The sequence below is a fragment of the Micromonospora sp. LZ34 genome (assembly GCF_052981855.1).
Genome location: NZ_JBRIQN010000003.1, coordinates 252519 through 276040, shown reverse-complemented (window position 1 = coordinate 276040; position 23522 = coordinate 252519). Strand labels below are relative to the sequence as shown.

The 23522-nt window shown below is 73.3% G+C and carries 23 protein-coding genes and 1 pseudogene; 16 read left to right on the top strand and 8 right to left on the bottom strand.

Annotated features, from left to right (window positions below):
- Window positions 1–156 precede the first annotated feature (156 nt).
- From ACVCAH_RS05630 to ACVCAH_RS05620, 3 genes are all read right to left on the bottom strand, one after another.
- Complete coding sequence (locus tag ACVCAH_RS05630) at window positions 157–1362, bottom strand: cation:proton antiporter (RefSeq protein WP_447135048.1); 1206 nt, start codon at window positions 1360–1362, stop codon at window positions 157–159.
- A gap of 7 nt (window positions 1363–1369) precedes the next feature.
- Window positions 1370–1870 carry a cation:proton antiporter regulatory subunit gene (locus ACVCAH_RS05625; protein WP_447134950.1) on the bottom strand — a complete coding sequence of 167 codons (501 nt, stop codon included), beginning with the start codon at window positions 1868–1870 and terminating at the stop codon, window positions 1370–1372.
- Window positions 1871–1949: 79 nt separating this feature from the next.
- Window positions 1950–2168: a winged helix-turn-helix domain-containing protein gene (locus ACVCAH_RS05620; protein ID WP_447134949.1), complete on the bottom strand. Its 219-nt coding sequence runs from the start codon at window positions 2166–2168 to the stop codon at window positions 1950–1952.
- 173 nt (window positions 2169–2341) lie between these two features.
- Between ACVCAH_RS05620 and ACVCAH_RS05615 the strand changes: the two are divergent.
- Window positions 2342–2592: pseudogene (locus ACVCAH_RS05615) on the top strand (hypothetical protein).
- Between the two features lie 111 nt (window positions 2593–2703).
- Here ACVCAH_RS05615 and ACVCAH_RS05610 read toward each other — a convergent pair.
- A complete protein-coding gene (locus tag ACVCAH_RS05610; protein ID WP_447134948.1) occupies window positions 2704–3840 on the bottom strand; it encodes an epoxide hydrolase family protein in 1137 nt (378 codons plus the stop codon).
- Window positions 3841–3922: 82 nt separating this feature from the next.
- On the opposite strand from ACVCAH_RS05610, the gene ACVCAH_RS05605 reads away from it, so the two are divergent.
- From ACVCAH_RS05605 to ACVCAH_RS05535, 15 genes are all read left to right on the top strand, one after another.
- Window positions 3923–4570 carry a TetR/AcrR family transcriptional regulator gene (locus ACVCAH_RS05605; protein WP_447134947.1) on the top strand — a complete coding sequence of 216 codons (648 nt, stop codon included), beginning with the start codon at window positions 3923–3925 and terminating at the stop codon, window positions 4568–4570.
- 85 nt (window positions 4571–4655) lie between these two features.
- Window positions 4656–7247 (top strand): ATP-dependent chaperone ClpB, encoded by a 2592-nt coding sequence (gene clpB / locus ACVCAH_RS05600; RefSeq protein ID WP_447134946.1) that lies wholly within the window; start codon window positions 4656–4658, stop codon window positions 7245–7247.
- 118 nt (window positions 7248–7365) lie between these two features.
- Complete coding sequence (locus ACVCAH_RS05595) at window positions 7366–7752, top strand: hypothetical protein (protein WP_447134945.1); 387 nt, start codon at window positions 7366–7368, stop codon at window positions 7750–7752.
- Between the two features lie 69 nt (window positions 7753–7821).
- On the top strand, window positions 7822–8898 hold the full coding sequence (locus ACVCAH_RS05590; RefSeq protein ID WP_447134944.1) for a hypothetical protein: 1077 nt from the start codon (window positions 7822–7824) through the stop codon (window positions 8896–8898).
- 85 nt (window positions 8899–8983) lie between these two features.
- Entirely contained in the window at window positions 8984–9610 is a 627-nt protein-coding gene (locus ACVCAH_RS05585) for a DUF4178 domain-containing protein (RefSeq protein WP_447134943.1), read from the top strand.
- Window positions 9607–10113 carry a DUF2617 family protein gene (locus tag ACVCAH_RS05580; protein ID WP_447134942.1) on the top strand — a complete coding sequence of 169 codons (507 nt, stop codon included), beginning with the start codon at window positions 9607–9609 and terminating at the stop codon, window positions 10111–10113. Before ACVCAH_RS05585 ends, ACVCAH_RS05580 begins: the two co-directional genes overlap by 4 nt.
- A complete protein-coding gene (locus tag ACVCAH_RS05575) occupies window positions 10110–10535 on the top strand; it encodes a DUF4247 domain-containing protein (RefSeq protein WP_447134941.1) in 426 nt (141 codons plus the stop codon). The genes ACVCAH_RS05580 and ACVCAH_RS05575 overlap by 4 nt, the downstream gene beginning before the upstream one ends.
- Window positions 10536–10590: 55 nt before the next feature.
- Window positions 10591–11013 (top strand): DUF350 domain-containing protein, encoded by a 423-nt coding sequence (locus ACVCAH_RS05570; RefSeq protein ID WP_447134940.1) that lies wholly within the window; start codon window positions 10591–10593, stop codon window positions 11011–11013.
- Complete coding sequence (locus ACVCAH_RS05565) at window positions 11013–11789, top strand: hypothetical protein (RefSeq protein ID WP_447134939.1); 777 nt, start codon at window positions 11013–11015, stop codon at window positions 11787–11789. The genes ACVCAH_RS05570 and ACVCAH_RS05565 overlap by 1 nt, the downstream gene beginning before the upstream one ends.
- A complete protein-coding gene (locus ACVCAH_RS05560) occupies window positions 11786–13354 on the top strand; it encodes a polyamine aminopropyltransferase (protein WP_447134938.1) in 1569 nt (522 codons plus the stop codon). Before ACVCAH_RS05565 ends, ACVCAH_RS05560 begins: the two co-directional genes overlap by 4 nt.
- A 54-nt stretch (window positions 13355–13408) precedes the next feature.
- Entirely contained in the window at window positions 13409–14263 is an 855-nt protein-coding gene (locus tag ACVCAH_RS05555) for a hypothetical protein (protein ID WP_447135047.1), read from the top strand.
- A gap of 72 nt (window positions 14264–14335) precedes the next feature.
- Window positions 14336–14971: a hypothetical protein gene (locus ACVCAH_RS05550; protein WP_447134937.1), complete on the top strand. Its 636-nt coding sequence runs from the start codon at window positions 14336–14338 to the stop codon at window positions 14969–14971.
- Between the two features lie 5 nt (window positions 14972–14976).
- Window positions 14977–15786 (top strand): SDR family NAD(P)-dependent oxidoreductase, encoded by an 810-nt coding sequence (locus tag ACVCAH_RS05545; RefSeq protein WP_447134936.1) that lies wholly within the window; start codon window positions 14977–14979, stop codon window positions 15784–15786.
- Between the two features lie 167 nt (window positions 15787–15953).
- Window positions 15954–16493, top strand: a complete 540-nt coding sequence (gene pyrE, locus ACVCAH_RS05540) for an orotate phosphoribosyltransferase (protein ID WP_447134935.1) — start codon at window positions 15954–15956, stop codon at window positions 16491–16493.
- 57 nt (window positions 16494–16550) lie between these two features.
- Window positions 16551–16928 (top strand): ArsR/SmtB family transcription factor, encoded by a 378-nt coding sequence (locus tag ACVCAH_RS05535; protein ID WP_007073957.1) that lies wholly within the window; start codon window positions 16551–16553, stop codon window positions 16926–16928.
- Window positions 16929–16986: 58 nt separating this feature from the next.
- Here ACVCAH_RS05535 and ACVCAH_RS05530 read toward each other — a convergent pair whose 3' ends face one another.
- The 4 genes from ACVCAH_RS05530 to ACVCAH_RS05515 form a co-directional block, all read right to left on the bottom strand.
- The gene (locus ACVCAH_RS05530; protein WP_447134934.1) at window positions 16987–17700 is read right to left on the bottom strand and encodes a DedA family protein; all 714 of its coding nucleotides are present in this window, start codon (window positions 17698–17700) and stop codon (window positions 16987–16989) included.
- Between the two features lie 233 nt (window positions 17701–17933).
- Window positions 17934–20459: a polynucleotide kinase-phosphatase gene (locus ACVCAH_RS05525; protein WP_447134933.1), complete on the bottom strand. Its 2526-nt coding sequence runs from the start codon at window positions 20457–20459 to the stop codon at window positions 17934–17936.
- Entirely contained in the window at window positions 20456–21895 is a 1440-nt protein-coding gene (locus tag ACVCAH_RS05520) for a 3' terminal RNA ribose 2'-O-methyltransferase Hen1 (RefSeq protein ID WP_447134932.1), read from the bottom strand. The genes ACVCAH_RS05525 and ACVCAH_RS05520 overlap by 4 nt, the downstream gene beginning before the upstream one ends.
- 245 nt (window positions 21896–22140) lie before the next feature.
- A complete protein-coding gene (locus ACVCAH_RS05515) occupies window positions 22141–23364 on the bottom strand; it encodes an IS110 family transposase (protein ID WP_447134931.1) in 1224 nt (407 codons plus the stop codon).
- Window positions 23365–23522: the final 158 nt, after the last annotated feature.

Genomic DNA, 23522 nt, shown 5'->3' with positions numbered 1-23522 from the left:
CGCTCTCGCCCGCGGGGAGCCCGCCCCCCGTGAACCCTGGCTGCTGGGGCGACACGGTAACGCGGTACCGGTGACCAGCGGTAGACCCTGAGGGCAGCAATTCGGCAACCGTTGGCCCGGCCGGGTCGGCCGTACGGTCGACCCGGCCGGCCGAGGTCAGTCCGGCACGGGTGCCGGCCGGGCCCGCTGCGCCGCGCCGCGCTGGCGCAGCCAGCGCTTGAACCACACGAAATCGGGCAGCCGGGCCAGCATCGGCCCGGTCACCACCGTGATCAGGACGTACGCCGTGGCGAGCGCCGCCAGCTTCGGCTCGACGCTGCCGGCGGCCACCGCGAGCCCCGCGATGACGATGGAGAACTCACCGCGCGGCACCAGTGCCAGGCCGGCCCGCCAGCGACCGGGTTCGGCGATGCCGACCCGGCGCGCGGCCAGGTAGCCCGTGAGCGTCTTCGTCGCCATGGTGACGATGGCCAGCCCGAGCGCCGGCAGCAGCACCGGCGGGATGTCCCGCGGGTCGGTGACCAGCCCGAAGAAGACGAAGAACACGGCGGCGAAGAGGTCACGCAGTGGCGTGAGCAGTTCGGTCGCGTGATGCGCCACCGGCCCGGAGAGCGCGATGCCGACCAGGAACGCGCCGACCGCCGCCGAGACCTGGAGCTTGGCCGCCACTCCGGCCACCAGCAGCGTCATGCCGAGCACACCGAGCAGCAGCGCCTCGGGGTCCTTCGCCGACATGAAGGTGGAGATGGCGTTGCCGTAGCGGATGGCGAGCACCAGCACCAGCAGCACGGTGCCCACCGCGATGGCGAGCGCGATGCCGCCGCCCAGCAGGCCGGTGCCGGCCAGCACGGCGGTGACCAGCGGCAGGTAGAGCGCCATGGCCAGGTCTTCGATCACCAGGACCGAGAGGATCACCGGGGTCTCCCGGTTACCGAGTCGGCCCAGGTCGCCGAGGACCTTCGCGATCACGCCGGACGAGGAGACCCAGGTGATGCCGGCGAGCACCAGGGCGGCCACCCAGTCCCAACCGAGCAGCAGCGCGAACGCCGCCCCGGGCAGCGCGTTGAGCAGCCCGTCGATCAGGCCGGCCGGGGCCGCGGAACGCAGGTTGCCGACGAGCTCGTTGGCCGAGTACTCCAGGCCGAGCATCACCAGCAGCAGGATCACGCCGATCTCGGCGCCGACGGCGAAGAACTCCTCGCTGGCGGCGAGCGGCAGCAGGCCGCCGTGCCCGAACGCGAGCCCGGCGAGCAGGTACAGGGGGATTGGTGAGAGGCCGATCCGGCGGCTCAGCCGGCCGAGCAGGCCCAGCAGGAAGAGCAGCGCGCCGACCTCGACGAGCAGTGTTGTGGTCTCGTGCATCCGCGGCTCAGCCGTCCGGGTCACTGTCGGCGAGGATGGCGGTCACCCCGTCGAGACCCTGACGGGTCCCGACCACGACCACCACGTCGCCAGCGGCGAAGCGGAAGGACGGTTCCGGCGAGACGATCACCTCGCCGTGGCGCAGCACCGCCACGATCGAGGCCCCCGTGCGGGTACGGGCCTTGGTGTCGCCGAGCTTCCGGTTGACGTACTTCGAGCCGGCCGGAATGGCGATCTGCTCGGTGAGCAGCCCGGCGGCCTGGTCACGCAGCCCGGAGAGCTGACCGAGCATCAGCGACGCGCCGAGGATGTCGGCCAGCGCCTCGGCCTCGTCGTCGGTCAGCGGGATGTCGGCCTGGCACGAGTCGGGATCGTCCGGGTCGTAGAGGACGAGGTCACGACGGCCATTGCGGTGGGATACCACTCCGAGCCGGCGCCCCGACTCCGTCACCAGATCGTGACGGACCCCGATGCCCGGCAGGGCGGTCTGTTCGACACGTACTCGCACATCGACAAGGTTACCGCTGCCCAGCAGGAGCAGATCTTGGTAGGAAAAGGCCCCTCCAGGGGCCTTTTCCTACCAAGATCTACGACTTCTCCGCGACGAAGACACCGACGCCTTCGAGTGTCTCGGTCAGCCCGGTCGCTCGGAGGATCATCATGGCCTTGCCGACCACCGTGTCCGACACGCCGTACTCCTTGCAGAGCTGCGATCGGCTCGGCAACTTTGTGCCCGGCGGCCACTCACCTGATTCGATCTTGTTGCGCAGCTCGTCTGCGAGCACCTGGTACTGCTGCTTGGGCATACACACTCCCCGGATGGCACGCCCATTCGATCACGCGAGCACAACGCTTCCGGATGGCACTGGGGCGCTCACCTGGCCGGGGCGGGCATCCCCCGTGGTCCGTCCCGGCCTGCTCCTTCCCCCACACGGGCGCGGAGAGGACGAGAAGCGATGCTCGATCTGGCCCGGCACCGATGAGCGGGCGGTACGTCATCCATCTGCCGGTCACCGCGCCCGACCTGGCGCGGGCCAAGATGCTCGGCCGTACCGCCGGCCGGGCGCTGGCCTTCCTCGCCCACGTGGAGCCCGGCGGCATCACCGTCTCCACCGAGGACAACCAGGGCGTACGCCATTGGGTGTTCTGCGACCGCCGGCTCGACGGCGGCCGCGGTGCGTCCTGCGGGCCGACCACGAAACTCCCTGCACCCCGCGCCTGCCGCGCTGACCCGGCGCAGGCGCCCGCGGCCCGGCGGCGTGATGTCGCAGACGATTCAGCTCCAAAGGGCGCGTGCCCGCCCCGGCACTCCACCGGGGCGGGCACGGTCAACGCGCGCGGTCAGCTCACGCTGGCGAAGAAGGCGCGGACGTCGTCGACCAGCACGTCGGTGGCCTGGTGCGCGGCGTAGTGGCCGCCGACGTCGCCGCGCCCCTCGACGTCCGCCTGGTACGCGGTCCAGCGCACGATGTTGGCGTGGTCGCGCTCGGCGAAGCGGCGGATCGACTGGAAGTCGCCGGGGAACATGGCCAGCGCGGTCGGCACCGTGGTCGGGCCGGTGGGCTGCTCGCCGGCGTGCGCGTCCTCCCAGTAGAACCGCATCGCCGAGGCGGCGGTGCCGGTGAACCAGTAGAGCGCCACGTTGGCCACCACGAACTCGTCGTCCAGGCTCTCGTCGAAGAGCTGAGCGTTCCAGGCGAGCAGCCCGACCGGCGAGTCGGCCAGCGCGAACGCCAGGGTCTGCGGCTGCTGGCTGTGCACCTGGTTGAAGGAGAACTTGTTCTCGTAGAACCACTGGAGGTGCTTCAGCGCCGCTTGGTCGGCCTCGGAGAGGTCGGCGAACTCGGCCGGGTCGCCGGACGGGAACGAGAAGAGCTGGGTGACGTGCACGCCGAGCACGTGTTCCGGGTCGATCCGGCCGAGCTCGGGTGAGATGAGCGACCCGCCGTCGTTACCGACCGCGCCGTAGCGCTCGTACCCCAGCCAGCTCATCAGCTCGGCCCAGGCGCGGGCGGTGCGGTAGCGGTTCCACCCGGCCTCGCCGGTCGGACCGGACCAGCCGAAACCCGGGATCGACGGGATGACCAGGTGGAACGCTGGCGCCGCCGGGTCGGCCGGCTCGGTGAGCGGGCCGATCACGTCCAGGTACTCCAGCACCGAGCCGGGCCAGCCGTGGGTGAGTACCAGCGGAGTGGCGTCCGGCCGGGACGACCGGATGTGCAGGAAGTGCACCCGCTGGCCGTCGATCTCGGTGACGAACTGCGGGTGGGCGTTCAGTCGCGCCTCGACCGCCCGCCAGTCGAACGCCTTCAGCCAGTAGGTGGCGAGGCCGCGGACCCGGTCGGTGGTCATCCCGTACGCGCCGCCGACGCCGGGCGGCTCGCCGGGCCAGATGGTCCGGCGCAGCCGGTCGGCCAGGTCGTCCAGGGCGGCCTGCGGGATCTCGACGCGGAACGGGCGGATGGCGGTGCCGGTCATGGCTACTCCTTCAGAACGGAATGCTTCGTTCCGGTTCAACGTAGCAGAGCGGAACGATCCGTTCCACTGTTAATCTGGACCCATGCCGAACCCGACCGGAACGACCGCCGCGCCGCTGGCCGGCCGTCGCGCGCAGGCCGCCCGCAACGACGCGGTGATCCTGGAGGCCGCGCGCGCCGTCTTCCTCGACGACCCGAAGGCGCCGATCGCCGCCGTCGCCGAACGCGCCGGCGTCGGCATCAGCGCCCTCTACCGGCGGTACGCCGGCAAGGAGGACCTGCTCCGCCGGCTCTGCCACGACGGGCTGCGCCGGTACGTCGCCGAGGCCGAGGCGGCGCTCGCCGAGCCGGACGGCTGGCAGGGCTTCGCCGGTTTCCTGGAGCGCGTCGTCGAGGCCGACGTGCACTCGCTCACCGTCCACCTGGCCGGCACCTTCACCCCGACCGAGGAGATGGGCCGGGACGCGCTGCGCGCCAACGACCTGACCACCATGCTGGTCGAGCGGGCCCACGCGGCCGGGCGGTTGCGGCCCGACGTGGTGACCCAGGACGTCGGGCTGCTGCTGGAAGGGTGTGCCGCGCTGCGCGTACCGGATCCGGAGCGGACCCGGCAGTTGCGCCGCCGCCACCTGGCGGTGCTGCTGGCCGGCCTGGCCGTGACCGACCCGCCGCTGCCCGGCCCGCCGCCGGCGGCCGGCGAGTTCGACTGGCGCTGGCGACGCCGCGAGTGACCCAGCTCACACCGCCGGGGTTGAGCGGAATAGGCTCAACTCTGGTTGTGTCCTTCCCAGTGGACACGCCGATCCGGGGGAGCCCATGAACACGGAACGCCTCACCACCAAGAGCCGCGAGACGATCACCGGTGCCGTCGCGCTGGCGAACCAGCGCGGCCACGCCACCGTGGAGCCCTGGCACCTGCTGCTGGCACTGCTGGACACCGAGGGGTCGACCGCCGCCGGCCTGCTGCGCGCCGTCGGGGCCGACCCGGCCGAGCTGCGCCGGGTCGCCCAGCGTTCGGTCGACGCGCTGCCCGCCGCGCGCGGCTCCAGCATCGCCGAGCCGACCCTGGCCCGCGAGTTCGTCAACGCCATCGGCGCCGCCGAGCAGATCGCCCGCCCGCTGGGCGACGAGTACACCTCGACCGAGCACCTGCTGGCCGGCCTGGCCCGGGTGGGTGGCGCGGTGTCCGGCGCGCTGAGGTCCGCCGGCGCCACCGAGGAGAACCTGGTCGCCGCCTTCCCGACCGTGCGCGGCGGGGACCGGCGGGTCACCACCGCCGACCCGGAGCAGACCTACCAGGCCCTGGCCAAGTACGGCGTCGACCTGACCGCCAGCGCGCGGGACGGCAAGATCGACCCGGTGATCGGCCGGGACTCCGAGATCCGCCGGGTGATCCAGGTGCTGTCCCGGCGTACCAAGAACAACCCGGTGCTGATCGGCGAGCCCGGCGTGGGCAAGACCGCCATCGTGGAGGGCCTGGCCCAGCGGATCGTCGCCGGCGACGTGCCGGAGTCGCTGCGGGACAAGAAGCTGGTCTCGCTCGACCTCGGCGCGATGGTGGCCGGCGCGTCCTACCGGGGCCAGTTCGAGGAGCGGCTGAAGTCCGTGCTGGAGGAGATCAAGAACTCCAACGGCCAGGTCATCACCTTCCTCGACGAGCTGCACACGGTGGTCGGCGCGGGCAAGGGCGAGGGCTCGATGGACGCGGGCAACATGCTCAAGCCGATGCTCGCCCGCGGTGAGCTGCGGATGGTCGGCGCGACCACGCTGGACGAGTACCGCGAGCACATCGAGAAGGACCCGGCGCTGGAGCGGCGCTTCCAGCCGGTGCTGGTCGGCGAGCCGACCATCGAGGACACCATCGGCATCCTGCGCGGCCTGAAGGAGCGCTACGAGGTGCACCACGGCGTACGGATCACCGACGCCGCCCTGGTCGCCGCCGCCAGCCTCTCCGACCGCTACATCACCGACCGGTTCCTGCCGGACAAGGCGATCGACCTGGTCGACGAGTCCGCGTCCCGGCTGCGGATGGAGATCGACTCCCGTCCGGTCGAGGTGGACGAGATCGAACGGGCGGTGCGCCGGCTGGAGATCGAGGAGATGGCGCTGGCCAAGGAGCCGGACGCCGCCTCCGCCGAGCGGCTGGAGCGGCTGCGCAAGGAGCTGGCCGACAAGCGTGAGCAGCTCACCGCCCTCTCGGAGCGCTGGCAACTGGAGAAGAGCCACATCACCAAGCTCTCCACCGCCAAGGAGGAGCTGGAGCGGCTCTCCGGCGAGGCCGAGCGCGCCGAGCGCGACGGCGAACTGGAGCGCGCCGCCGAGCTGCGCTACGGCCGCATCCCCGCCCTCAAGGCCGACCTGGCGAAGGCGGAGGAGGAGCTGGCCCGGCTCCAGGCCGACGGCGCGATGCTCAAGGAGGAGGTCGGCGCGGACGACATCGCCGCCGTGGTGGCCTCCTGGACCGGCATCCCCGCCGGCCGGCTGCTCGAGGGCGAGACGGCCAAGCTGCTCCGGATGGAGGATTCCCTGGGTTCCCGGGTGGTCGGCCAGACCGAGGCGGTCGCCGCGGTCTCCGACGCGGTGCGCCGGGCCCGGGCCGGGGTCGCCGACCCGGACCGCCCGACCGGCAGCTTCCTCTTCCTCGGCCCGACCGGTGTCGGCAAGACCGAGCTGGCCAAGGCGCTCGCCGAGTTCCTCTTCGACGACGAGCGGGCCATGGTCCGCATCGACATGAGCGAGTACGGCGAGAAGCACTCCGTCGCCCGCCTGGTCGGCGCCCCGCCCGGGTACGTCGGCTACGAGGAGGGCGGGCAGCTCACCGAGGCGGTGCGCCGCCGGCCGTACTCGGTGATCCTGCTGGACGAGGTGGAGAAGGCCCACCCGGACGTCTTCGACATCCTGCTCCAGGTGCTCGACGACGGCCGGCTCACCGACGGCCAGGGCCGCACGGTGGACTTCCGCAACGCGATCCTGATCCTCACCTCCAACCTCGGGTCGTCGGTGATCAGCGACCTGACGCTGGCCGAGGAGCAGCGCCGGGAGGGCGTCCTGGCGGTGGTCCGGTCGCACTTCAAGCCGGAGTTCCTCAACCGGCTGGACGACATCGTGGTCTTCGCCGCGCTGCACGGTGACGACCTGCGGGCCATCGTGGACATCCAGCTGACCCGGATGGGCCGGCGGCTCGCCGACCGGCGGCTGGGCCTGGAGATCACCGAACCGGCCCGTGGGTGGCTCGCCGAGCACGGGTACGACCCGATCTACGGTGCCCGCCCGCTGCGCCGCCTGGTCCAGTCCGCCATCGGCGACCAGCTCGCCAAGGCCCTCCTGGCCGGCCAGATCCGCGACGGCCAAACCGTCAAGGTCGACCTCTCGGACTCGAAGGACTCCCTGACGGTGACCGCCGCCTGACCCACCCGCCCCACCCACGCGCGTTGATCATGAATTGTTGCCACGACACGCCGATCCGGCCGGCAACAACTTCATGGTCAACAGGGTGGGGTGCGGGCGGGCGGGGAAGGAGTGGGGGATGTTCGGGATTGGGAAGAGGAAGGGCTGGGAGCGGGAGCTGGAGGCTGCGGTCGAGGAGCTCGCGCGGGCGGACACGGTGGCGTTCGGCGGGGTGGGGATCGCGGGCACGCTGCTGCCGGCGACCGAGGCGTACCGGCGGGTGGAGGCGGCGCTGGCCGAGCACCCCGAGCGGGTACGCGAGCACCTCGACCGGCTGCTCGACAGGGGCTCGCCGGCCGGTCGGGCGTACGCGGCGACGCTGCTGACCCGGCTCGACCCGGCGGCCGGCCGGGCCGCCTGGTCGGCGCTGCGGGACGACGGGGGCGAGTTCAGCACGTTCAGCGGCTGCGTCATGGGGCGCGCCTCACTGCGTGAGTACGCCGCGGAGCGGCTGGCCGAGGCATGATCCTTTCGCCGGCCGAGGCTGCCCGATCGGGCGTGCCGGGGCCGGTCAGGCATCCGTACGTTGCGTGGCATGACCCCGCCCGCCGGCGCGCCGGCACGTCCGCCCCGTCCCGTCACCGTCACCATCGCCTTCTGGCTGCAACTCGCCATCGTGCTGGTCCTGCTCGGGCTGGTCGCGCTGGTGGTCACCGAGGCGGTGCGCTGGGACGGCGAGATCGACCGGGCGGTGCGGCTGGTGCCGGACGCCGACCCGGACGAGGTGAGCGCCGAGCGCTGGATCAGCGTCACCGGGGCGGTGGTGCTCGGGCTGCCCACCCTGCTGCTCGCGCTCTGGCTGGCGGCCACCGCGCTGCCGATGCGTCGCGGCGGCAACACCGCCCGGATCCTGGTCTTCGTGGCCGGCGGCGCGCAGCTGCTGATCTGCTTCGCCCAGGGCTGCTCGGGCGGGCTCGTCTTCCCGCTGCTCTTCGCCGCCGGTTTCGAGGACGGGACCTATGTGGAGGACGCCCCACCGGAGCCGCCCACCGGGAAGCCGGACCCCTGGGCCGAGTCGCGCTTCCAGGAGGCCCTCTACGGCAGCCCCGATCCGTTCGACCCGGTGCTCTTTCCGGCGGCCGGGATCGGGGTGCTGACCGTGTTCCTGCTCACCGCCGCGGTGGTGCTGCTGCTGGCGTTGCCGCCGGCCAGCCGCTGGTTCGTACCCCGCGCCGCGACGCCGACCCCGCCGCCGCTGCCCGTTTATCCGTTCGCCTACGCCCCGGCCTACGGCGTCCCCGCCGGGCCGGCCGGCGTGCCCGCCTACTACCCGCCGCCCGTCGGCCACCCGGTTCCGCCCGGCTACCCGGTTCCGCCGGGGTACCCGGTCCCACCCGGCTACCCCGTTCCGCCGGGCCAGCTCATCTGCCCCGACCCGGCGCTGCACCTGGCCCACCCGCCGGCCGCGCCGCCCGCCGCACCCGACACCCCGCCGAGCCCGCCGGCCAACCCGTGGACGGCGACGGCTCCGCCCGCGGAACCGCCGACTACCCCCGCCGACCCGTCGACCCCGCTGCCGACCTCTCCCGACCCGACGATCGCACCGGCCGGCCCGACGACCGCACCGGCCGATCCGGAGGGTTCGGTGGAGCGGCCCGGGGACGCGCGGTAGCCGGGCGGTCACCGGTGCGAAACGCGATGTCCCGACGTGCGCGGGGTTGTTACCGTCTCCGCCGACGTACCTGCGGAGGTGGTCGGTGAACGGGTCGGAGGCGTACCTGGCGGCGGCGCTGGGCTGCCTGGTCGGGGTGGCCGGTGTGGTGGTCGCCGTGGTGGCCCTGCGCCGCTCCCGGTCCCGCCCGGCGGGGCGGGCCGTCCCGGGCGACCCGTTGCGCGACCGGGACGCCGACGCCCTGCGCGGCGACCCGCGCCGGCTGCAGCCCGGCGACCTCGTGGAGATCCGGCAGGTGACGTACGCCGTACGCGGCACGATCCGGCTGGTCGAGGGGGGCTGGAGCTGGGCCGAGCACCTGCTGGACGACGCCGGTGGCGTACGCCGCTGGCTCTCCGTGGAGGAGGACCCGGAGCTGGAACTGGTGCTCTGGACCGCCGAGCCGGCCGCCACCGTCACCCCGGGCGCCCCGACCATCGACTTCGCCGGGCGCCGCTACACCTGGGACGAGTCCGGGCAGGCCCGCTACACCGCCATCGGCACCACCGGCCTCGACCCGAACGGCACGATGCGCTACTACGACTACCAGGCGCCCGGCGGCGCCCGGCTCTCCTTCGAGGCGTACGGGGAGGCGGGCTGGGAGGTGGCCCAGGGCGAGGTGCTGCACCGCGCCGAGGTGATGATCTACCCGCAGTCCGGGGCGGCCGAGTGATCGTCACCCTGCACGCCCCGTACGTCGACACCAGCGCGGCCGACCTCAGCCTCGCGCTCGACGACGTCGAGCGACCCGCGCTGCACGTGCTCGACCTCGACCTGCCCGGCGGCGTCCGGCTGCGGCTGCGCCTGCTCGGCGCCTCGCACCAGGTGGTGCTCCGCACGCCCGGCGCGGCGCTGACCGAGACCGTCGCCTGCCTGCCCGGCCGGCCCCCCGAGCTGCCCGGCGTCGTGCACGACGAGGCGACCGGCTACCGGTTCACCGCCACCGTGCTGCGGCCCGCCGGCGGCGGGCTGAGCGAGCGGGTAGCCGCCCTCCGGGCCGACCTGGCCGACGACCCGTACGCGCTGGTCGGGGTCTTCCCCGGCGACCCGGACGCGGTGACCGCGCTGTCGGTCCGCCCAGGCGTGCCGGGCGGCGCCCTCGGCTGGCGCACCTGGCACGCGTATCCCCAGACCAACGAGCTGGTCCTGACCGAGACGGTGGTGGCACTGCGATGACGTACCGACGGTGGTTCGTGGTGGGGGTGGCCTTCGCCGTCGTCGGCGCGCTGGTCGCCGCGTTCGCCATCTTCTACGGCAACTTCTCGCCACGCGGCTACGTGGAGGACCGGTACACCCGGGCGGCCAGCCGGGACATCGGCGCGGACGCGGTGGCGTACACCTCGCCCCGGTCACCGAGCCAGGTGGCCGAGGAGGTCACCGACGCCTGGCAGCCGGCCGACCAGTACGTCGACGGCAGCGGCGTCTACCTGCGCTACGACGACGACTCGGTGGTCATCCTGCCGATCGCCACCGGCTCGCTGATCCTGCTCGAACGGCTGGGCACCGCCTACCCGCGCTACCACTCCACGGTCGGCAGCCACTGGGGCTGGGGGCGCGGCAGCACCGTCCGGGGTGGCGGCCCGGGCAGCGGCAAGTAGCCATCCCCCAGCGCTGCGCACGCGGCACGTCGACCCCCTCACCCTGGAGAACCCTGTGCAGACCCTCGTCACCGATCTGCTGGTCACCCTCGCCTACGGGGTGGTCGGCGTCCTGCTGATGGGCCTCGGCTACGTCCTGGTGGACGTCGCCACGCCCGGCAAGCTCCACGAGCTGATCTGGAACGAGCGCAACCGCAACGCCGCGCTGCTGCTCGCCTCCAACCTGGCCGGCGTGGGCATCATCGTGGTCGCCGCGATCGCCGCCAGCGAGGACGACTTCCTGCTCGGCCTCGTCGGCGCGGCCGCGTACGGCATCCTCGGGCTGCTCATCATGGCGGCGGCGTTCCTGCTGCTCGACGCGGCGACCCCGGGCCGGCTCGGCGAGCTGCTGGTCGACCCGGAGCCGCACCCCGCGGTCTGGGTCTCCGCCGTCGTCCACCTCGCCGCCGGCGCGATCATCGCCGCCGCGATCAGCTGATGGCGGGCAAGCCGGCCGCCGGGCCGACCACGAAGGACAAGTGGAAGGGCATCTCGATCGTCGTCACCGTGGTGCTGGTGGCCGGCGGCTTCTGCCTGGCCGGCGTGCTCGCCGACGGCGACGACAGCACCGTCGTGCCACCGCCCACCGCCACCGAGCGCGCCGACACCGTGCCGCTGCTGGAACGCGCCCGGCAGAGCCAGGGCGTCTGCTACGGCTGGCGGCTGGAGGACGGCGCCGACATGGTGAGCGTCGGCTCCAACCTGGGCGACGGAGTCGCCGCCGAGGACAACCCGCAGTGCCCGCGCTTCGTGCAGGTGGTCGCCGACATCAGCTACACCTCGGAGAGCAGTGAGGCCGAGGACCACGCGTACGTCGGGGTGGAGGGCTCCGCCGACTTCGCCCGGGGCGACCTGGCCGACGTCGACTCGGGGCTGACCCGGTTCGGGCTCACCGAGGACGCCTTCCTCGACGACCCGGGCTGGGCGGTCACCCGCGCCGCGGTCAGCCTGCCGCTGCTGCTCGCCGAAACCGGCGCGGTCGGCCCCGCCCCGCTGAACACCGCGGCCCCGGCCGCGCCGCCGGCCCCGCTGCCCGCTGCCGGCAACGACCTGTGGCGGGACCGCTGGGGCTGGTTCCTCGGCGCCGCCGGGCTGCTGCTGGTCACCGCGTTGCTGGTCACCGTCGGCCTCGTCCAGCGCCGCCGGCAGCGCCGCCGCGCCGCCGCGCCGTCCGGCCAGGGCCAGCCCGCCGGGCGTACGCCGGAGAGAGGGTGACCGCCGAGGCGCCGGCACACCCGCGCTGGCGGCTGGCCCGCGCGGCGGTGCTGCTCGCGGTCTTCGTCTGCGCCGCCTGCGGCCTGGTCTACGAACTGGCCCTGGTCGCCCTCGGCAGTTACCTGATCGGCGACACGGTCGGCCAGGCGTCGATCGTGCTCGGCGTGATGGTCTTCGCGATGGGTGTCGGCGCGCTCGCCGCGAAGCCGTTGCAGCCCCGGGCGGCCGCCGCGTTCGCCGCCGTCGAGCTGGCCCTGGCGCTGCTCGGCGGCCTGTCCGTGCTGGGCCTCTACGCCGCCTTCGCCTGGCTCGACCTCTACGGGCCGGCGCTGGTCGGCACCGCCTTCGTGCTCGGGCTGCTGATCGGCGCGGAGATCCCGCTGCTGATGGTGCTGCTGCAACGGATCCGGGAGCAGGCGGCCGGCAGCGCGGTGGCCGACCTGTTCGCCGCCGACTACGTCGGCGCGCTGCTCGGCGGGCTGGCCTTCCCGTTCCTGCTGCTGCCGGTCTTCGGCCAGCTCAAGGGGGCGCTGGTGGTGGGGGCGGTGAACGCCGCCGCCGGGCTCGCACTGGTCTGCACGGTCTTCCGGCGCGAGCTGAGCCGCCGGGCGCGCGTCGCGCTCGGCGCCGGCACCGTCGTGGTCGCGCTCTGCCTCGGGTACGCGTGGGTGACCGCGCACGACTTCGAGCTGACCGCCCGCCAGCAGCTCTACCGCGACCCGGTGGTGCACGCCGAACGCAGCCGGTACCAGGAGATCGTGCTGACCCGGTCGGTCAACGAACCCGGCCGCACCGGGACCGACCTGCGGCTCTACCTCAACGGCGACCTCCAGTTCAGCTCCGTCGACGAGTACCGATACCACGAGGCGCTGGTGCACCCGGTGCTGAACGGGTCGCGCGGCGAGGTGCTGGTGCTCGGCGCCGGGGACGGGCTCGCGGTCCGCGAACTGCTGCGCTACCCGGACGTCCGGCGGGTCACCGTGGTCGACCTCGACCCGGCGGTGGTCGCGCTGGCCCGCAGCGAGCCGCAACTGCGCCGACTCAACGGCGGCGCGCTCGACGACCCCCGGGTGCGGGTGCTGCACGCCGACGCGTTCACCTGGCTGCGCACCGCGGCCGAGCGGTTCGACGCGGTGGTGGCGGACCTGCCCGACCCGGACGAGACGGCCACCGCCAAGCTCTACACCGTCGAGTTCTACGCGCTGGTGCGCGCGGTGCTCGCCGAGGGCGCCCGGCTGGTGGTGCAGTCCGGGTCGCCGTACTTCGCGCCCCGGTCGTACTGGTCGATCGAGGCGTCCCTGCGGACGGCGGGCTTCGCCACCACGCCGTACCACGTGGACGTGCCCTCCTTCGGGGACTGGGGCTTCCTGCTCGCCGCGCCCGGCGCCACCCCGCCCGCGCTGGCGCTGCCGGCCGACGCGCCGTCGCTGCGCTTCCTCGACGCGGCGACCCTGGCCGCGGCCGGAGCCTTCCCCGCCGACCGGCGCCGGCTGGACGTGCCCGCCTCCACCCTGTTGCAGCCCCGCGTGCTGGAGTACGCCCGCGCGGAGTGGCGCGGCTACTGACGCCCCGGCGGGTCCCACCGCCGCGGCATGCCCCGGTGGCCGGTTGTCGATACGGTGTGGGCGCGATCTAGGGAAGGGAGAATCGTGGTCGACACCCAGAACCCGCCGGCCCGGTCACGGCCGGGCGTGGTGACGATATCCAGCTACCTGCTGATTCTGTTCGCCGTCCTCCAACTGATCGGCCTCATCGTCACGCTCGCCACCCTCGGCACCGTGCGGGAGGTGCTGGACGAGGCCTACCGCGGCACCTCGGCCAACGGCATGCAGAACCTGGCCGACTTCACCATCGCCGTCACCATCGGCACCGCCATCTTCCTGGTGCTGCTCTCGGTCGCGCTCGCCGTGCTCGGCGTGTTCAACAACCGGGGCAGCAACGGCTCGCGGATCGCCACCTGGATCCTCGGTGGCCTGCTGGTCTGCTGCTCGGGCGGTGGCCTGCTGACCGGCCTGGCCGGCGGCGGTTTCGGCGGCTCGACCGGTACGACCAACGGCGACGCGCCCAGCCCGGAGGAGATCCAGCGCCGGCTCGACGAGGCGCTGCCCGGCTGGGTCACCCCGGTCACCACCCTGCTCGGCGTGCTGGGCCTGCTCGCCCTGCTCGCCGCGCTGATCCTGCTGGCGCTGCCGAAGGCCAACGAGTTCTTCCGCAAGCCGAAGCAGGGGTGGGAGCCGCCGGTCCCCGGCGCGTCCTACCCCGGCTACCCGCAGGCCGGCGGCGAGCCCGGCTACCCGCAGGCCCCGGGCCAGCCGGGTTACCCGGCCACGCCGGGTTACCCACCGACCCCCGGCCAGCCGGGTGGCGCGGCCCAGCCGCCGTACCCGGGCGGACCGCAGCAGCCGGGCGGCCCGGAGCAGCCGGGTGGACAGCCCGGGTCCGACCGCCCCGGTCCGACGCCGCCGGCCAGCTGACCCGCGGATAACGACGACGCCGACGGTCCCTCCGAGTAGGTTGCATCCCGTCGCCTACCGGAGGGACTCGTCGTGTCGTACCCCGATCAGGCCCCGCCCCGCCGCCCGGCCGTCGTCGTGCTGGCCGCGGCGGTGCTGGCCGTGATGGCGGTGGCCGCGGTGGCGTACGCCGTCGCCGGCCTGCTCGCCCTCGGCGGCACCGTCGCGGAGTTCCGGTCGGCGGCCACCGGCACGTCGGCCGGGCCCGGCGAGATCGACGATGTGATCACCCTGCTGCGAGTGTCCACGGTGCTCACCGCGGTGGTGAGCCTGCTGGTCGGCCTGCTCCTGGCCGGGCTGGCCCTCGGCCTGCTCGCCGGCCGGTCCGGTGCCCGCGTCGGGACCTGGGTGGTCAGCGGGCTGGGGCTGCTCGGCGGCTGCTGCGCGCTGGCGGTGCTGGTCGGGCAGCGGGCCGCCCCGCTGCGACTCGGCGCCGACGAGCGGGCCACCGCCGAACTGCTCGCCCTGCTCGGCGACGCCCAGCCGGCCTGGTGGCTCCCGCTCAACGCGGGGCTTTCGGTCGGCCAGGTGCTCGGCTACCTTGTGGTGGCCGCGCTGCTGGCCCTGCCGGCGGCGAACGCGTGGTTCCGCCGGCGTCCGCCGGTCGGGCCGACCGCTCGGCCGCAGCCGCCCGCGGCGCCCTCCGCGCCCCCGTACCCGCCCAGGTGAGGCCCGTGACCGTCTACCAGCCCGGCACCGAGCGACGGGCGCTGATCACCGGAGGCACGGCCGGTATCGGCGCCGCCTTCGCCCGCCGACTCGCCACCGACGGCTGGCACCTGGTGCTGGTGGCGCGGGACGCCGACCGGCTCGCCGAGATGGCCGCCGAACTGACCGGCCGGCACGGCCGGGAGGTGGAGACCATCCCCGCCGATCTGTCCACCGACGACGGTTGCGCGCTGGTGGAACGCCGGCTCGTCGCGGAGCCTCCCGTCGAACTGCTGGTCAACAACGCCGGGATCAGCCTGAACACCCCGTTCCTGCGATCGTCCGCCGAGGACGAGGCCCGGCTGCTCCGGCTCAACGTGCACGCGGTGATGCGGCTGACCCTGGCCGCCCTCCGGCCGATGACCGAACGGCGGCACGGGGCAGTGATAAATGTCTCTTCCGTCGCCGGTTTCGGTGCCGTGATGCCGGGCTCGACGTATTCCGCGAGCAAGGCGTGGGTGACCAATTTCAGCGAGTCGGTGGGCCAGTCCGCCCGCCCGTTCGGCGTGCGCGTGATGGCGCTCTGCCCCGGCTACACCCGCACCGAGTTCCACGACCGGGCCGGCATCAACATGTCCAAGACGCCGGAGTGGATGTGGCTGCGGGCCGACGACGTGGTCGACGAAGCCCTGCGTGACCTGCGGAAAGGCAAGCTGGTCAGCATCCCGGCGTGGAAGTACAAGCTGGCCGTGGCGGGGCTGCGGCACGCGCCGCGGCGGCTGCTCGAGGTGGTCGCCCGGGACACCCGGGGCCGGATCGGCCGCGAGAACGGCTGACGCCCGGCGTCGGGGTCGACCCTTGTCGTTCCCGGCCGGGCGTCCGGCCGCGTACCGCGCGCGGTCGCTCAGCGTAGCCGGACATCGCCACCCATCTTTCGCCCGCACGGTGGATCCGGGTGGGGCCCGCACGCGGCTCCCAGACTTCCGCAGTACCCTCTATCGCCATGGGGGCCCACGACGACCTGCGTAAATTCATTACCGACCTGGCTGTGGTCCATGGACGGGTGGTGCTTTCCTCGGGGCGTGAGGCGGACTGGTACGTGGATCTGCGGCGCGTCACGCTCCATCACCAGGCTGCGCCGTTGGTCGGCCGGGTGATGCGTGACCTCACCGCCGACTGGGCGTACGACGCGGTGGGCGGGCTGACCCTCGGCGCGGATCCGATCGCACTGTCGATGCTGCACGCCGCGTCCGAGAATGATCGCCCGCTGGACGCCTTCGTGGTCCGCAAGGCGGGCAAGGCGCACGGCCTGCAGCGCCGGATCGAGGGACCGGACGTGGCCGGGCGCCGGGTGTTGGCGGTGGAGGACACCTCCACCACCGGGGGGAGTGTGTTGACCGCCGTCGAGGCTCTTCGCGAGGCCGGGGCCGACGTGGTGGGTGTGGCGGTTATTGTTGATCGAGGCGCCGGCGACGCGGTGCGAGCCGCCGGATTGCCGTACCGGGCGGCCTATACGTTGGCTGACCTCGGCCTTGTGGCGTAAAAGTCTGCCGATTCGGATCCGCTGATATGCAGGCGGATCGATGCTGCTGGTGGAAGGATGGAATACGTGGGAACTGCGTTGGCTGAAATGACTATGCCTCAGATCTCGCCGCTTGCCGGCGAGCCGATCGAACGTGCCGATGCCGAGCGTCTCGCCGGGGTCCTCAAGGCCCTCGCCGACCCCGCTCGACTGCGGCTGCTCAGCCTGATCCAGTCGGCGCCCGAGGGCGAGGCGTGCGTGTGCGACCTGACCGCACCGCTCGGCCTCTCCCAGCCGACGGTCAGCCACCACCTGCGGATCCTCACCGAGGCCGGCCTGCTCGAGCGGGAGAAGCGTGGTGTCTGGGCGTACTACCGGCTGGTCCCGACCGCGATCGCCACGATCGCCGATCTGCTGACCCCGCCGCGCAAGCGGGCCACCAAGAAGGCTCGCTGATCCGTACCGATCGTCCGGTGCCATCCCTTCGCGGGGACGGCGCCGGACGGCCGGCCGGTCAGTGCTTGCCGTAGTGCTCGCGGGTCTCCCGGATCGCCTCTTCGGCCGCAGCCAGCTCCTCCGGCGTGGTGCCGCGCCTGGCCGCCATCCACGCCCGGAGCAGTTCGACCGCGATCGGGACCACCGAGATGCCGACGATCGCGATCAGGATCAGCTCGATGTTCGCCTTGACGAACGGGATCTGGCCGAGGAAATAGCCGAGCACGGTCACGCCGGTGCCCCAGAGGACCCCGCCGATCACGTTGTAGGTCACGAAGGTGCGGTAGTTCATCCGGCTCACCCCGGCCACGATCGGGGTGAAGGTCCGCACGATCGGCACGAAGCGGGCGAGCACGATGGACCGGGCGCCGTACTTCTCGAAGAACTCGTGCGCCTTGAGCACGTTCTCCTGCTTGAACAGCCGGGAGTTGGGCCGGCGGAACAGCGAGGGGCCGACCTTGCGGCCGAACGCATAACCGACCTGGTCGCCGGCGATCGCGGCGAGGGTGATCAGCAGGCAGACCAGCCAGAGCGGCCAGGTGATGTACTGCCCGTCGGCGGTGAGCAGGCCCGCGGTGAACAGCAGCGAGTCGCCCGGCAGGAAGAAGCCGATCAGCAGGCCCGACTCGGCGAAGACGATGACCAGGATGCCGAGTAGCCCGAACGTCGAGATCAGCACCTCTGGATCGAGCCAACTCGGCCCCAGGGCCAGGGTGGTGGTGGGCGTCGGCACGAGGTGACCTCCGATGAATGCCGGGTCGGTGACGGAACGTCCGTAGTCTAGGTGGCCACCCGAGGCGTCGGTGCTCGACGTCACACCCGCGCCGGGCCGTCCCCGCTCACCGCGGCGCGACGACGAGCGTCTGCACCGCCCGGCCCACGGTGCCGTCGGCGTCGGCCATGGTCGGTGACCATACCCGCGCCGCCACCCGGTGCGACCGCCCCGGGCGGCCCACGGCTGCGCCGCTACAGCCGCGGGTCGACCGGCTCCGACTCGCAGGCCAGGATCGCGAAGACCAGCTCGTGCCGCCGCCACAGCGGCGCACCGGCGACCAGGGCGTCCAGCGCCGCCAGCCCCAGCCCGTGCTCGCGCAGCGCCAGCCCGCGCTTGCGCCCCAACGACCGGCGGCGCAGCGCGGCCAGCTGCTCCGGCTCGGTGTAGCCCGGACCGTAGATGATCCGCAGGTACTCCCGCCCCCGGCACTTGATGCCCGGCTGGAGCAGCGAGCCCCGCGTGCCGCGCGCGGCGAGCCCGGCGTACGGCTTGACCACCATGCCCTCGCCGCCGGCTGCGGTGAGCGCCAGCCACCAGTCCGTGGCGGCGGCCACCGCGTCGGAGTCGGCGAGGTCGACCACCTGCCGCCGGGTCGGCGTGAAGAATTCCGGATCGGCGACGCAGAGCCGGTCGGCCAGCGCCAGGTGCCAGCCGTGGTCCCGGTCGGCGTAGCTGGCCTTGGCTCCGGCGAGCACCGCGAACGGGGCGAGGGTCACCCCACGCAGCCCGTCGGTCGGCCCCACGTACGCCCGGTAGGCGGCCGAGTAGGCCAGCACCTCGTCCCGGCGGCGGGTCATCCGGTCGCGTAGCTCGCCCACCGGCAGACCCCGACCGGCCGCGGCGTCCAGGGCCGCCAGCGCCGCCGGCAGCGCGGCCCGGCCGGCGGCGCCGACCCCGGCGTACTGCTCGCGGATCAGCCCGCCCGCCTTCGCCGACCAGGGCAGCAGCTCGCAGTCGAGCAGCAGCCAGTCGGTGCCCAGCTCGGCCCAGAGCCCGGCCGCGGTCACCGCCGCGCGGACCCGACCGAGCAGCTCGTCGTCCAGCGGTGCGCCGAAGAACGGCCGGCCGGTACGGGTGTGCACCACCCCACCGCCCGGTCCGAACGGGCCGGCGTCCGGCTCCCGGCAGACCAGCACCACCGCCCGCGAGCCCATGTGCTTCTCCTCGCAGACCACCCGGTCCACGCCGGCGGCGCGGTAGTCGGCGAACGCCTCCGCCGGGTGCTCCAGGAAGCCGTCCCGCTGCGACGTCGAACAGGGCGCCATCGTCGGCGGCAGCCAGGCCAGCCGGCGCGGGTCCACCGCGAACCGGCTCATCACCTCCAGCGCGGCGGCGGCGTTCTCCGCCGGCACGGTCAGCGACCCGTACGCGTGCTCGACGTGCCGCCGGCCGGTCACGTCGGTCAGCTCCAGCACCAGGTCAGGACGGGCCGGGGCGGCCGTCAGCGGGCGGGCCGGGGCGTACCACTCCCGCTCCGCCGGCACCGAGACCAGCTCCCTCTCCGGATAGCGCAGCGCGGTGAGCCGGCCGCCGAAGACGCAGCCGGTGTCGATGCAGATGGTGTTGTTCACCCACTCCGGCTCCGGGGTGGGCGTGTGCCCGTAGACCACCATGGCCGAGCCCCGGTAGTCGCGCGCCCACGGGTAGCGCACCGGCAGGCCGTACTCGTCGGTCTCGCCGGTGGTCTCGCCGAACAGCGCGAACGCCCGCACCCGCCCCGAGGCGCGGCCCTGGTACTCCTCCTTCAGCCCGGCGTGCGCCACCACCAGCCGGCCGCCGTCCAGCACGAAGTGGCTGACCAGGCCGTCGACGAAGGACGCCACCTCGGCCACGAAGCTGTCCGGCTCCGCCGCCAGCTGGTCCATCGTCTCGGCCAGGCCGTGGGTGAGCCGCACGTTCCGGCCACGCAGCCGGCGCAGCAGCTTCTGCTCGTGGTTGCCGGGCACGCAGATCGCGTGCCCGGCGGCGACCATGCCCATCACCAGGCGGAGCACGCCGGGGGAGTCCGGGCCGCGGTCCACCAGGTCACCGACGAAGACGGCGGTACGCCCCGCCGGGTGCGTCGCATCCACCGGTCGGCCCCGCTCGTCGCGGTGCAGCCGCCAGCCGAGCCGGGTCAGCAGCGTCTCCAGCTCGGCGCGGCAGCCGTGCACGTCGCCGACGATGTCGAACGGCCCGGTCAGCTCCCGCCGGTCGTTGAACAGCTTCTCGTAGCGGATCTCGGCGGCGTCGATCTCGTCCACGCCGCGCAGCACGTGCACCTTGCGGAAGCCCTCCCGGGCCAGCTGCCCGTACGAGCGGCGCAGGTCGCGCTGCATCCGGGCGAGCACCTGCCGGCCGAAGGTGCGGTCGGTGCGGGCTCCGGTGCGCTCCCAGGCCAGCGCCTCCGGCACCTCCAGCACGATCGCCACCGGCAGTACGTCGTGCTCGCGGGCCACCCGCACCAGAGCCGCCCGGGCGTGCGGCTGGAGGTTGGTCGCGTCCACCACGGTGAGCCGGCCGCGCCGCAGCCGGGTGGCGGCGACGTGGTGCAGCGCGTCGAACGCGTCGGCGGAGGCGGACTGGTCGTTCTCGTCGTCGGCGACCATCGCTCGGAAGGTGTCCGAGGAGAGCACCTGGCTGGGCGCGAAGTGCCGGCGGGCGAAGGTGGACTTGCCGGAGCCGGAGATGCCGACCAGCGCCACCAGCGCGAGTTCGGGGATGTCGAGGGTGGTCATCGGCTCTCCTCCTTCCGGGTGAACACGGCCAGCTGGGTGGGGGCGCCGAGCTCGGGGTCGTCGTCGCCGATTCCGCGAATCACGGCGGGGTAGTCGTACGTGGTGGCCACCCGGTCGACCCAGCCGGCGAACTCGGCGCGGGTCCACTCGAACCGGTGGTCCGGGTGGCGGAACCGGCCCGCCGGCAGGCCCTCGTAGCGGACGTTGTACTCGACGTTGGGGGTGGTCACCACGACGGTGCCCGGGCGGGCGTGACCGAACACGGCGTCCTCCAGCGCCGGCAGCCGGGCCGGGTCGACGTGCTCGACGACCTCCATCAGCACCGCCGCGTCGTAGCCGCGCAGCCGGTCGTCCCGGTAGGTCAGCGCCGACTGCCAGAGCCGGACCCGGTCGCGCTGCCGCTCGGGCAGCCGGTCGAGCCGCAGCCGCCGGGCGGCCAGGGCCAGCGCGTGCGTGGACACGTCCGTGCCGACGATCTCGGTGAACCGGCGGTCGCCGACCAGCGCCGCGAGCAGCGCGCCCGCGCCGCAGCCGAGGTCCAGCACCCGGCTCGCGCCCGCCCCGGCCAGCGCGGCGAGCACCGCCTCCCGGCGGCGCGCGGCCAGCGACGGCTGGCGAACGGCGTCCTCGGCGGCGTTCTCGTCCACGGCGTCGGGCTCGGCGGCGGCCGGCTCGTCGGCCAGCCGCTGCTCGATGAGGCGGGCCAGGGCCAGCCCGGCCAGCGCCCGCCGGTGCGCCAGGTAACGACGGATGATCATGCCCCGCTCGGGGTGGTCGGCCAGCCAGCCGGCGCCGGCCCGGAGCAGCTTGTCCACCTCGTCCGGGGCCACCCAGTAGTGCTTGGCGTCGTCCAGCACGGGCAGCAGGACGTAGAGGTGGTTGAGCGCGTCGGCGACGCGCAGCGTGCCGGTCAGGGTCAGGTCGACGTACCGGCTGTCGCCCCACTCCGGGTGCTGCTCGTCGAGCGGGATGGCGGTGGCGGTGACCGCCCAGCCGAGCGGGGCGAAGAGCCGGACCGCCACGTCCGCGCCGCCGCGACAGCGCAGCACCGGGACGTTGACCTCCAGCGGGATCGGCGTACGGGCCAGCTCCGGCCGCTCCCTGGACTCGCCCCGCAGCGCCGAGCGGTACACCTTGGACAGCGCCGAGGAGAGCAGGCTCGACGCCGCGTACGGCCGGTCGTTGACGTACCGCCCGACGGTGAAGCTCTCCGGGGTCGAAGCCGGCTGCCGGCCGCGACCGCGCGCGCCGGCCAGTCGCAGCGGGTCGACGTCGAGCAGCAGGGCTGCGGTGCAGCGCTGCTCGCCGGCCTCCGGGTAGAACACGTGCGCGGTGCCCACCGGCACGTCGAAGGAGTGCGCCCGGTCGGGGTGCTTGACCAGCAGGTGACCGAGGTCGGTCGCCGGCCGGTGGGTCGTGGTCAGGGTGAGCAGCACGCGCCCATGGTGTCAGCCTCGTCGATCTTGCGTCGTCCGGTTTTCGTCGTGTCTCGGGTGGGCTCCCCCGGAAACCTGTGGTGGTCCGGCTCCGCATGTCGGCTCCGGGTGGCCGCGGTGGGGCGCGTGCTGTCGAGGTGGGTATCGAAGTGGTGGTCCGGCGGCGTGTGTCGGCTCCGCATGGCCGCTCGCGTGGGGGACGTGCTGTCGGGTGAGTGTCTGGGGGGGTGTCCCTATGGGTTTCGTCAAGCGGCGATCGGTGCTGTGGGGCGGGGTTGGTAGGGGTTCTTGTCGCGGAGCATGGCGAACAGGACGTCGCAGCGGCGGCGGGCCAGGCAGATCAGGGCGGCGTTGTGTTTCTTGCCTTGGGCGCGTTTGCGGTCGTAGTAGGCCCTGCTGGTGGGGTCGGCGAGGGCGGCGAACGCGGCGAGGAAGAACGCGCGTTTGAGCTGTTTGTTGCCGGCTCGGGCGGGGTGTTCGCCGCGGATGCTGCTGCCGGATCGTCGGGTGGCCGGGGCGAGGCCGGCGTAGGCGGCCAGGTGACCCGGGGTGGCGAAGGAGGTGCCGTCGCCGACTTCGAGCAGGATCCGGGCGGCGGTCCTGACGCCGATGCCGGGCATCGAGGTCAGGACCTCGGCAAGAGGGTGTGCATCGAGGATCCTGTCGACCTCGGCGGCGACGTGGTCTCGCTGTTGGAGCACGTCGCGCAGGCTGTCGGCCAGCCTCGGCAGGATCGTCTCGGCCGCCGCGGTGCCCGGAACGACGACGGTCTGCTCGTCCAGAGCGGCCATGATGCGTTCGACCAGGCGCTCGCCCATGCGCGGCGCGTTCTTGTTCGCGATCGAGGTGAGTTTGCGGCGGCCGGCCTTGCGCAGCCCGGCCGGGCCGCCGCAGCGTGACAGCAGCTCGAGCACGGCCTTGTGCTGGATGTTCTTGCCCAGCGCTCGTTCCAGAGCCGGGTGGATCTGGGTGAGCAGACCGCGGATCCGGTTGGTCAGCCGGGTGGCCTCGCCGGCCAGGTCGTCGTCGAAGCCGACGAGGACTTCCAGCTCGGCCAGGGCCTCGTCGCCGACGTCGACGCGGCGCAGCGTGTGCGGCAGGGTGCGGGCTGCGTCGGCGATGACGTAGGCGTCGCGGGCGTCGGTCTTCGCGGCGCCCGGGTGCAGGTCGGCGATTCGGCGCATCGCCAGTCCGGGCAGGTAGGCGACCTGATGGCCGCAGGCCCGGGCGACCGCGACCGGCAGCGCACCAATCGAGGCGGGCTGGTCGACCACCACGAGCACCTTGCCGTGCTTGGCCAGCTTGTCGAAGACCTGCCGCAGCTTGGCCTCGGTGTTGACCAGCGCCGCGTCGTGCAGCCGCTTGCCGTCCCGGTTCAGCGCGACGGCGTGATGGCCGTCCTTACCGACATCCAGACCGAGAAACACCTCGTAGTTGTCGCCGTGCACCGCATCGCCTCCCCGCGACATCGCCTCGGCTCGGTCGCCAGTCTGGCGTCGACTGCCGGCACCCACGTTACGAAGAGACCTACCCCCAACGGAGCGAGTGGTCGTGTCCCTATCAGCGATCCATCGACGCCACCCGGCCCGGCGACAACACCCCCCGGATCATGCATACGACAGGGGCG

Coding starts and splice junctions, on each gene's coding strand:
- ACVCAH_RS05630 (WP_447135048.1), bottom strand. CDS start 1,362: ATGCACGAGACCACAACACTGCTCGTCGAGGTCGGCGCGCTGCTCTTC.
- ACVCAH_RS05620 (WP_447134949.1), bottom strand. CDS start 2,168: ATGCCCAAGCAGCAGTACCAGGTGCTCGCAGACGAGCTGCGCAACAAG.
- ACVCAH_RS05610 (WP_447134948.1), bottom strand. CDS start 3,840: ATGACCGGCACCGCCATCCGCCCGTTCCGCGTCGAGATCCCGCAGGCC.
- ACVCAH_RS05605 (WP_447134947.1), top strand. CDS start 3,923: ATGCCGAACCCGACCGGAACGACCGCCGCGCCGCTGGCCGGCCGTCGC.
- clpB (WP_447134946.1), top strand. CDS start 4,656: ATGAACACGGAACGCCTCACCACCAAGAGCCGCGAGACGATCACCGGT.
- ACVCAH_RS05595 (WP_447134945.1), top strand. CDS start 7,366: ATGTTCGGGATTGGGAAGAGGAAGGGCTGGGAGCGGGAGCTGGAGGCT.
- ACVCAH_RS05590 (WP_447134944.1), top strand. CDS start 7,822: ATGACCCCGCCCGCCGGCGCGCCGGCACGTCCGCCCCGTCCCGTCACC.
- ACVCAH_RS05575 (WP_447134941.1), top strand. CDS start 10,110: ATGACGTACCGACGGTGGTTCGTGGTGGGGGTGGCCTTCGCCGTCGTC.
- ACVCAH_RS05565 (WP_447134939.1), top strand. CDS start 11,013: ATGGCGGGCAAGCCGGCCGCCGGGCCGACCACGAAGGACAAGTGGAAG.
- pyrE (WP_447134935.1), top strand. CDS start 15,954: ATGGGGGCCCACGACGACCTGCGTAAATTCATTACCGACCTGGCTGTG.
- ACVCAH_RS05535 (WP_007073957.1), top strand. CDS start 16,551: ATGGAATACGTGGGAACTGCGTTGGCTGAAATGACTATGCCTCAGATC.
- ACVCAH_RS05525 (WP_447134933.1), bottom strand. CDS start 20,459: ATGACCACCCTCGACATCCCCGAACTCGCGCTGGTGGCGCTGGTCGGC.
- ACVCAH_RS05515 (WP_447134931.1), bottom strand. CDS start 23,364: ATGTCGCGGGGAGGCGATGCGGTGCACGGCGACAACTACGAGGTGTTT.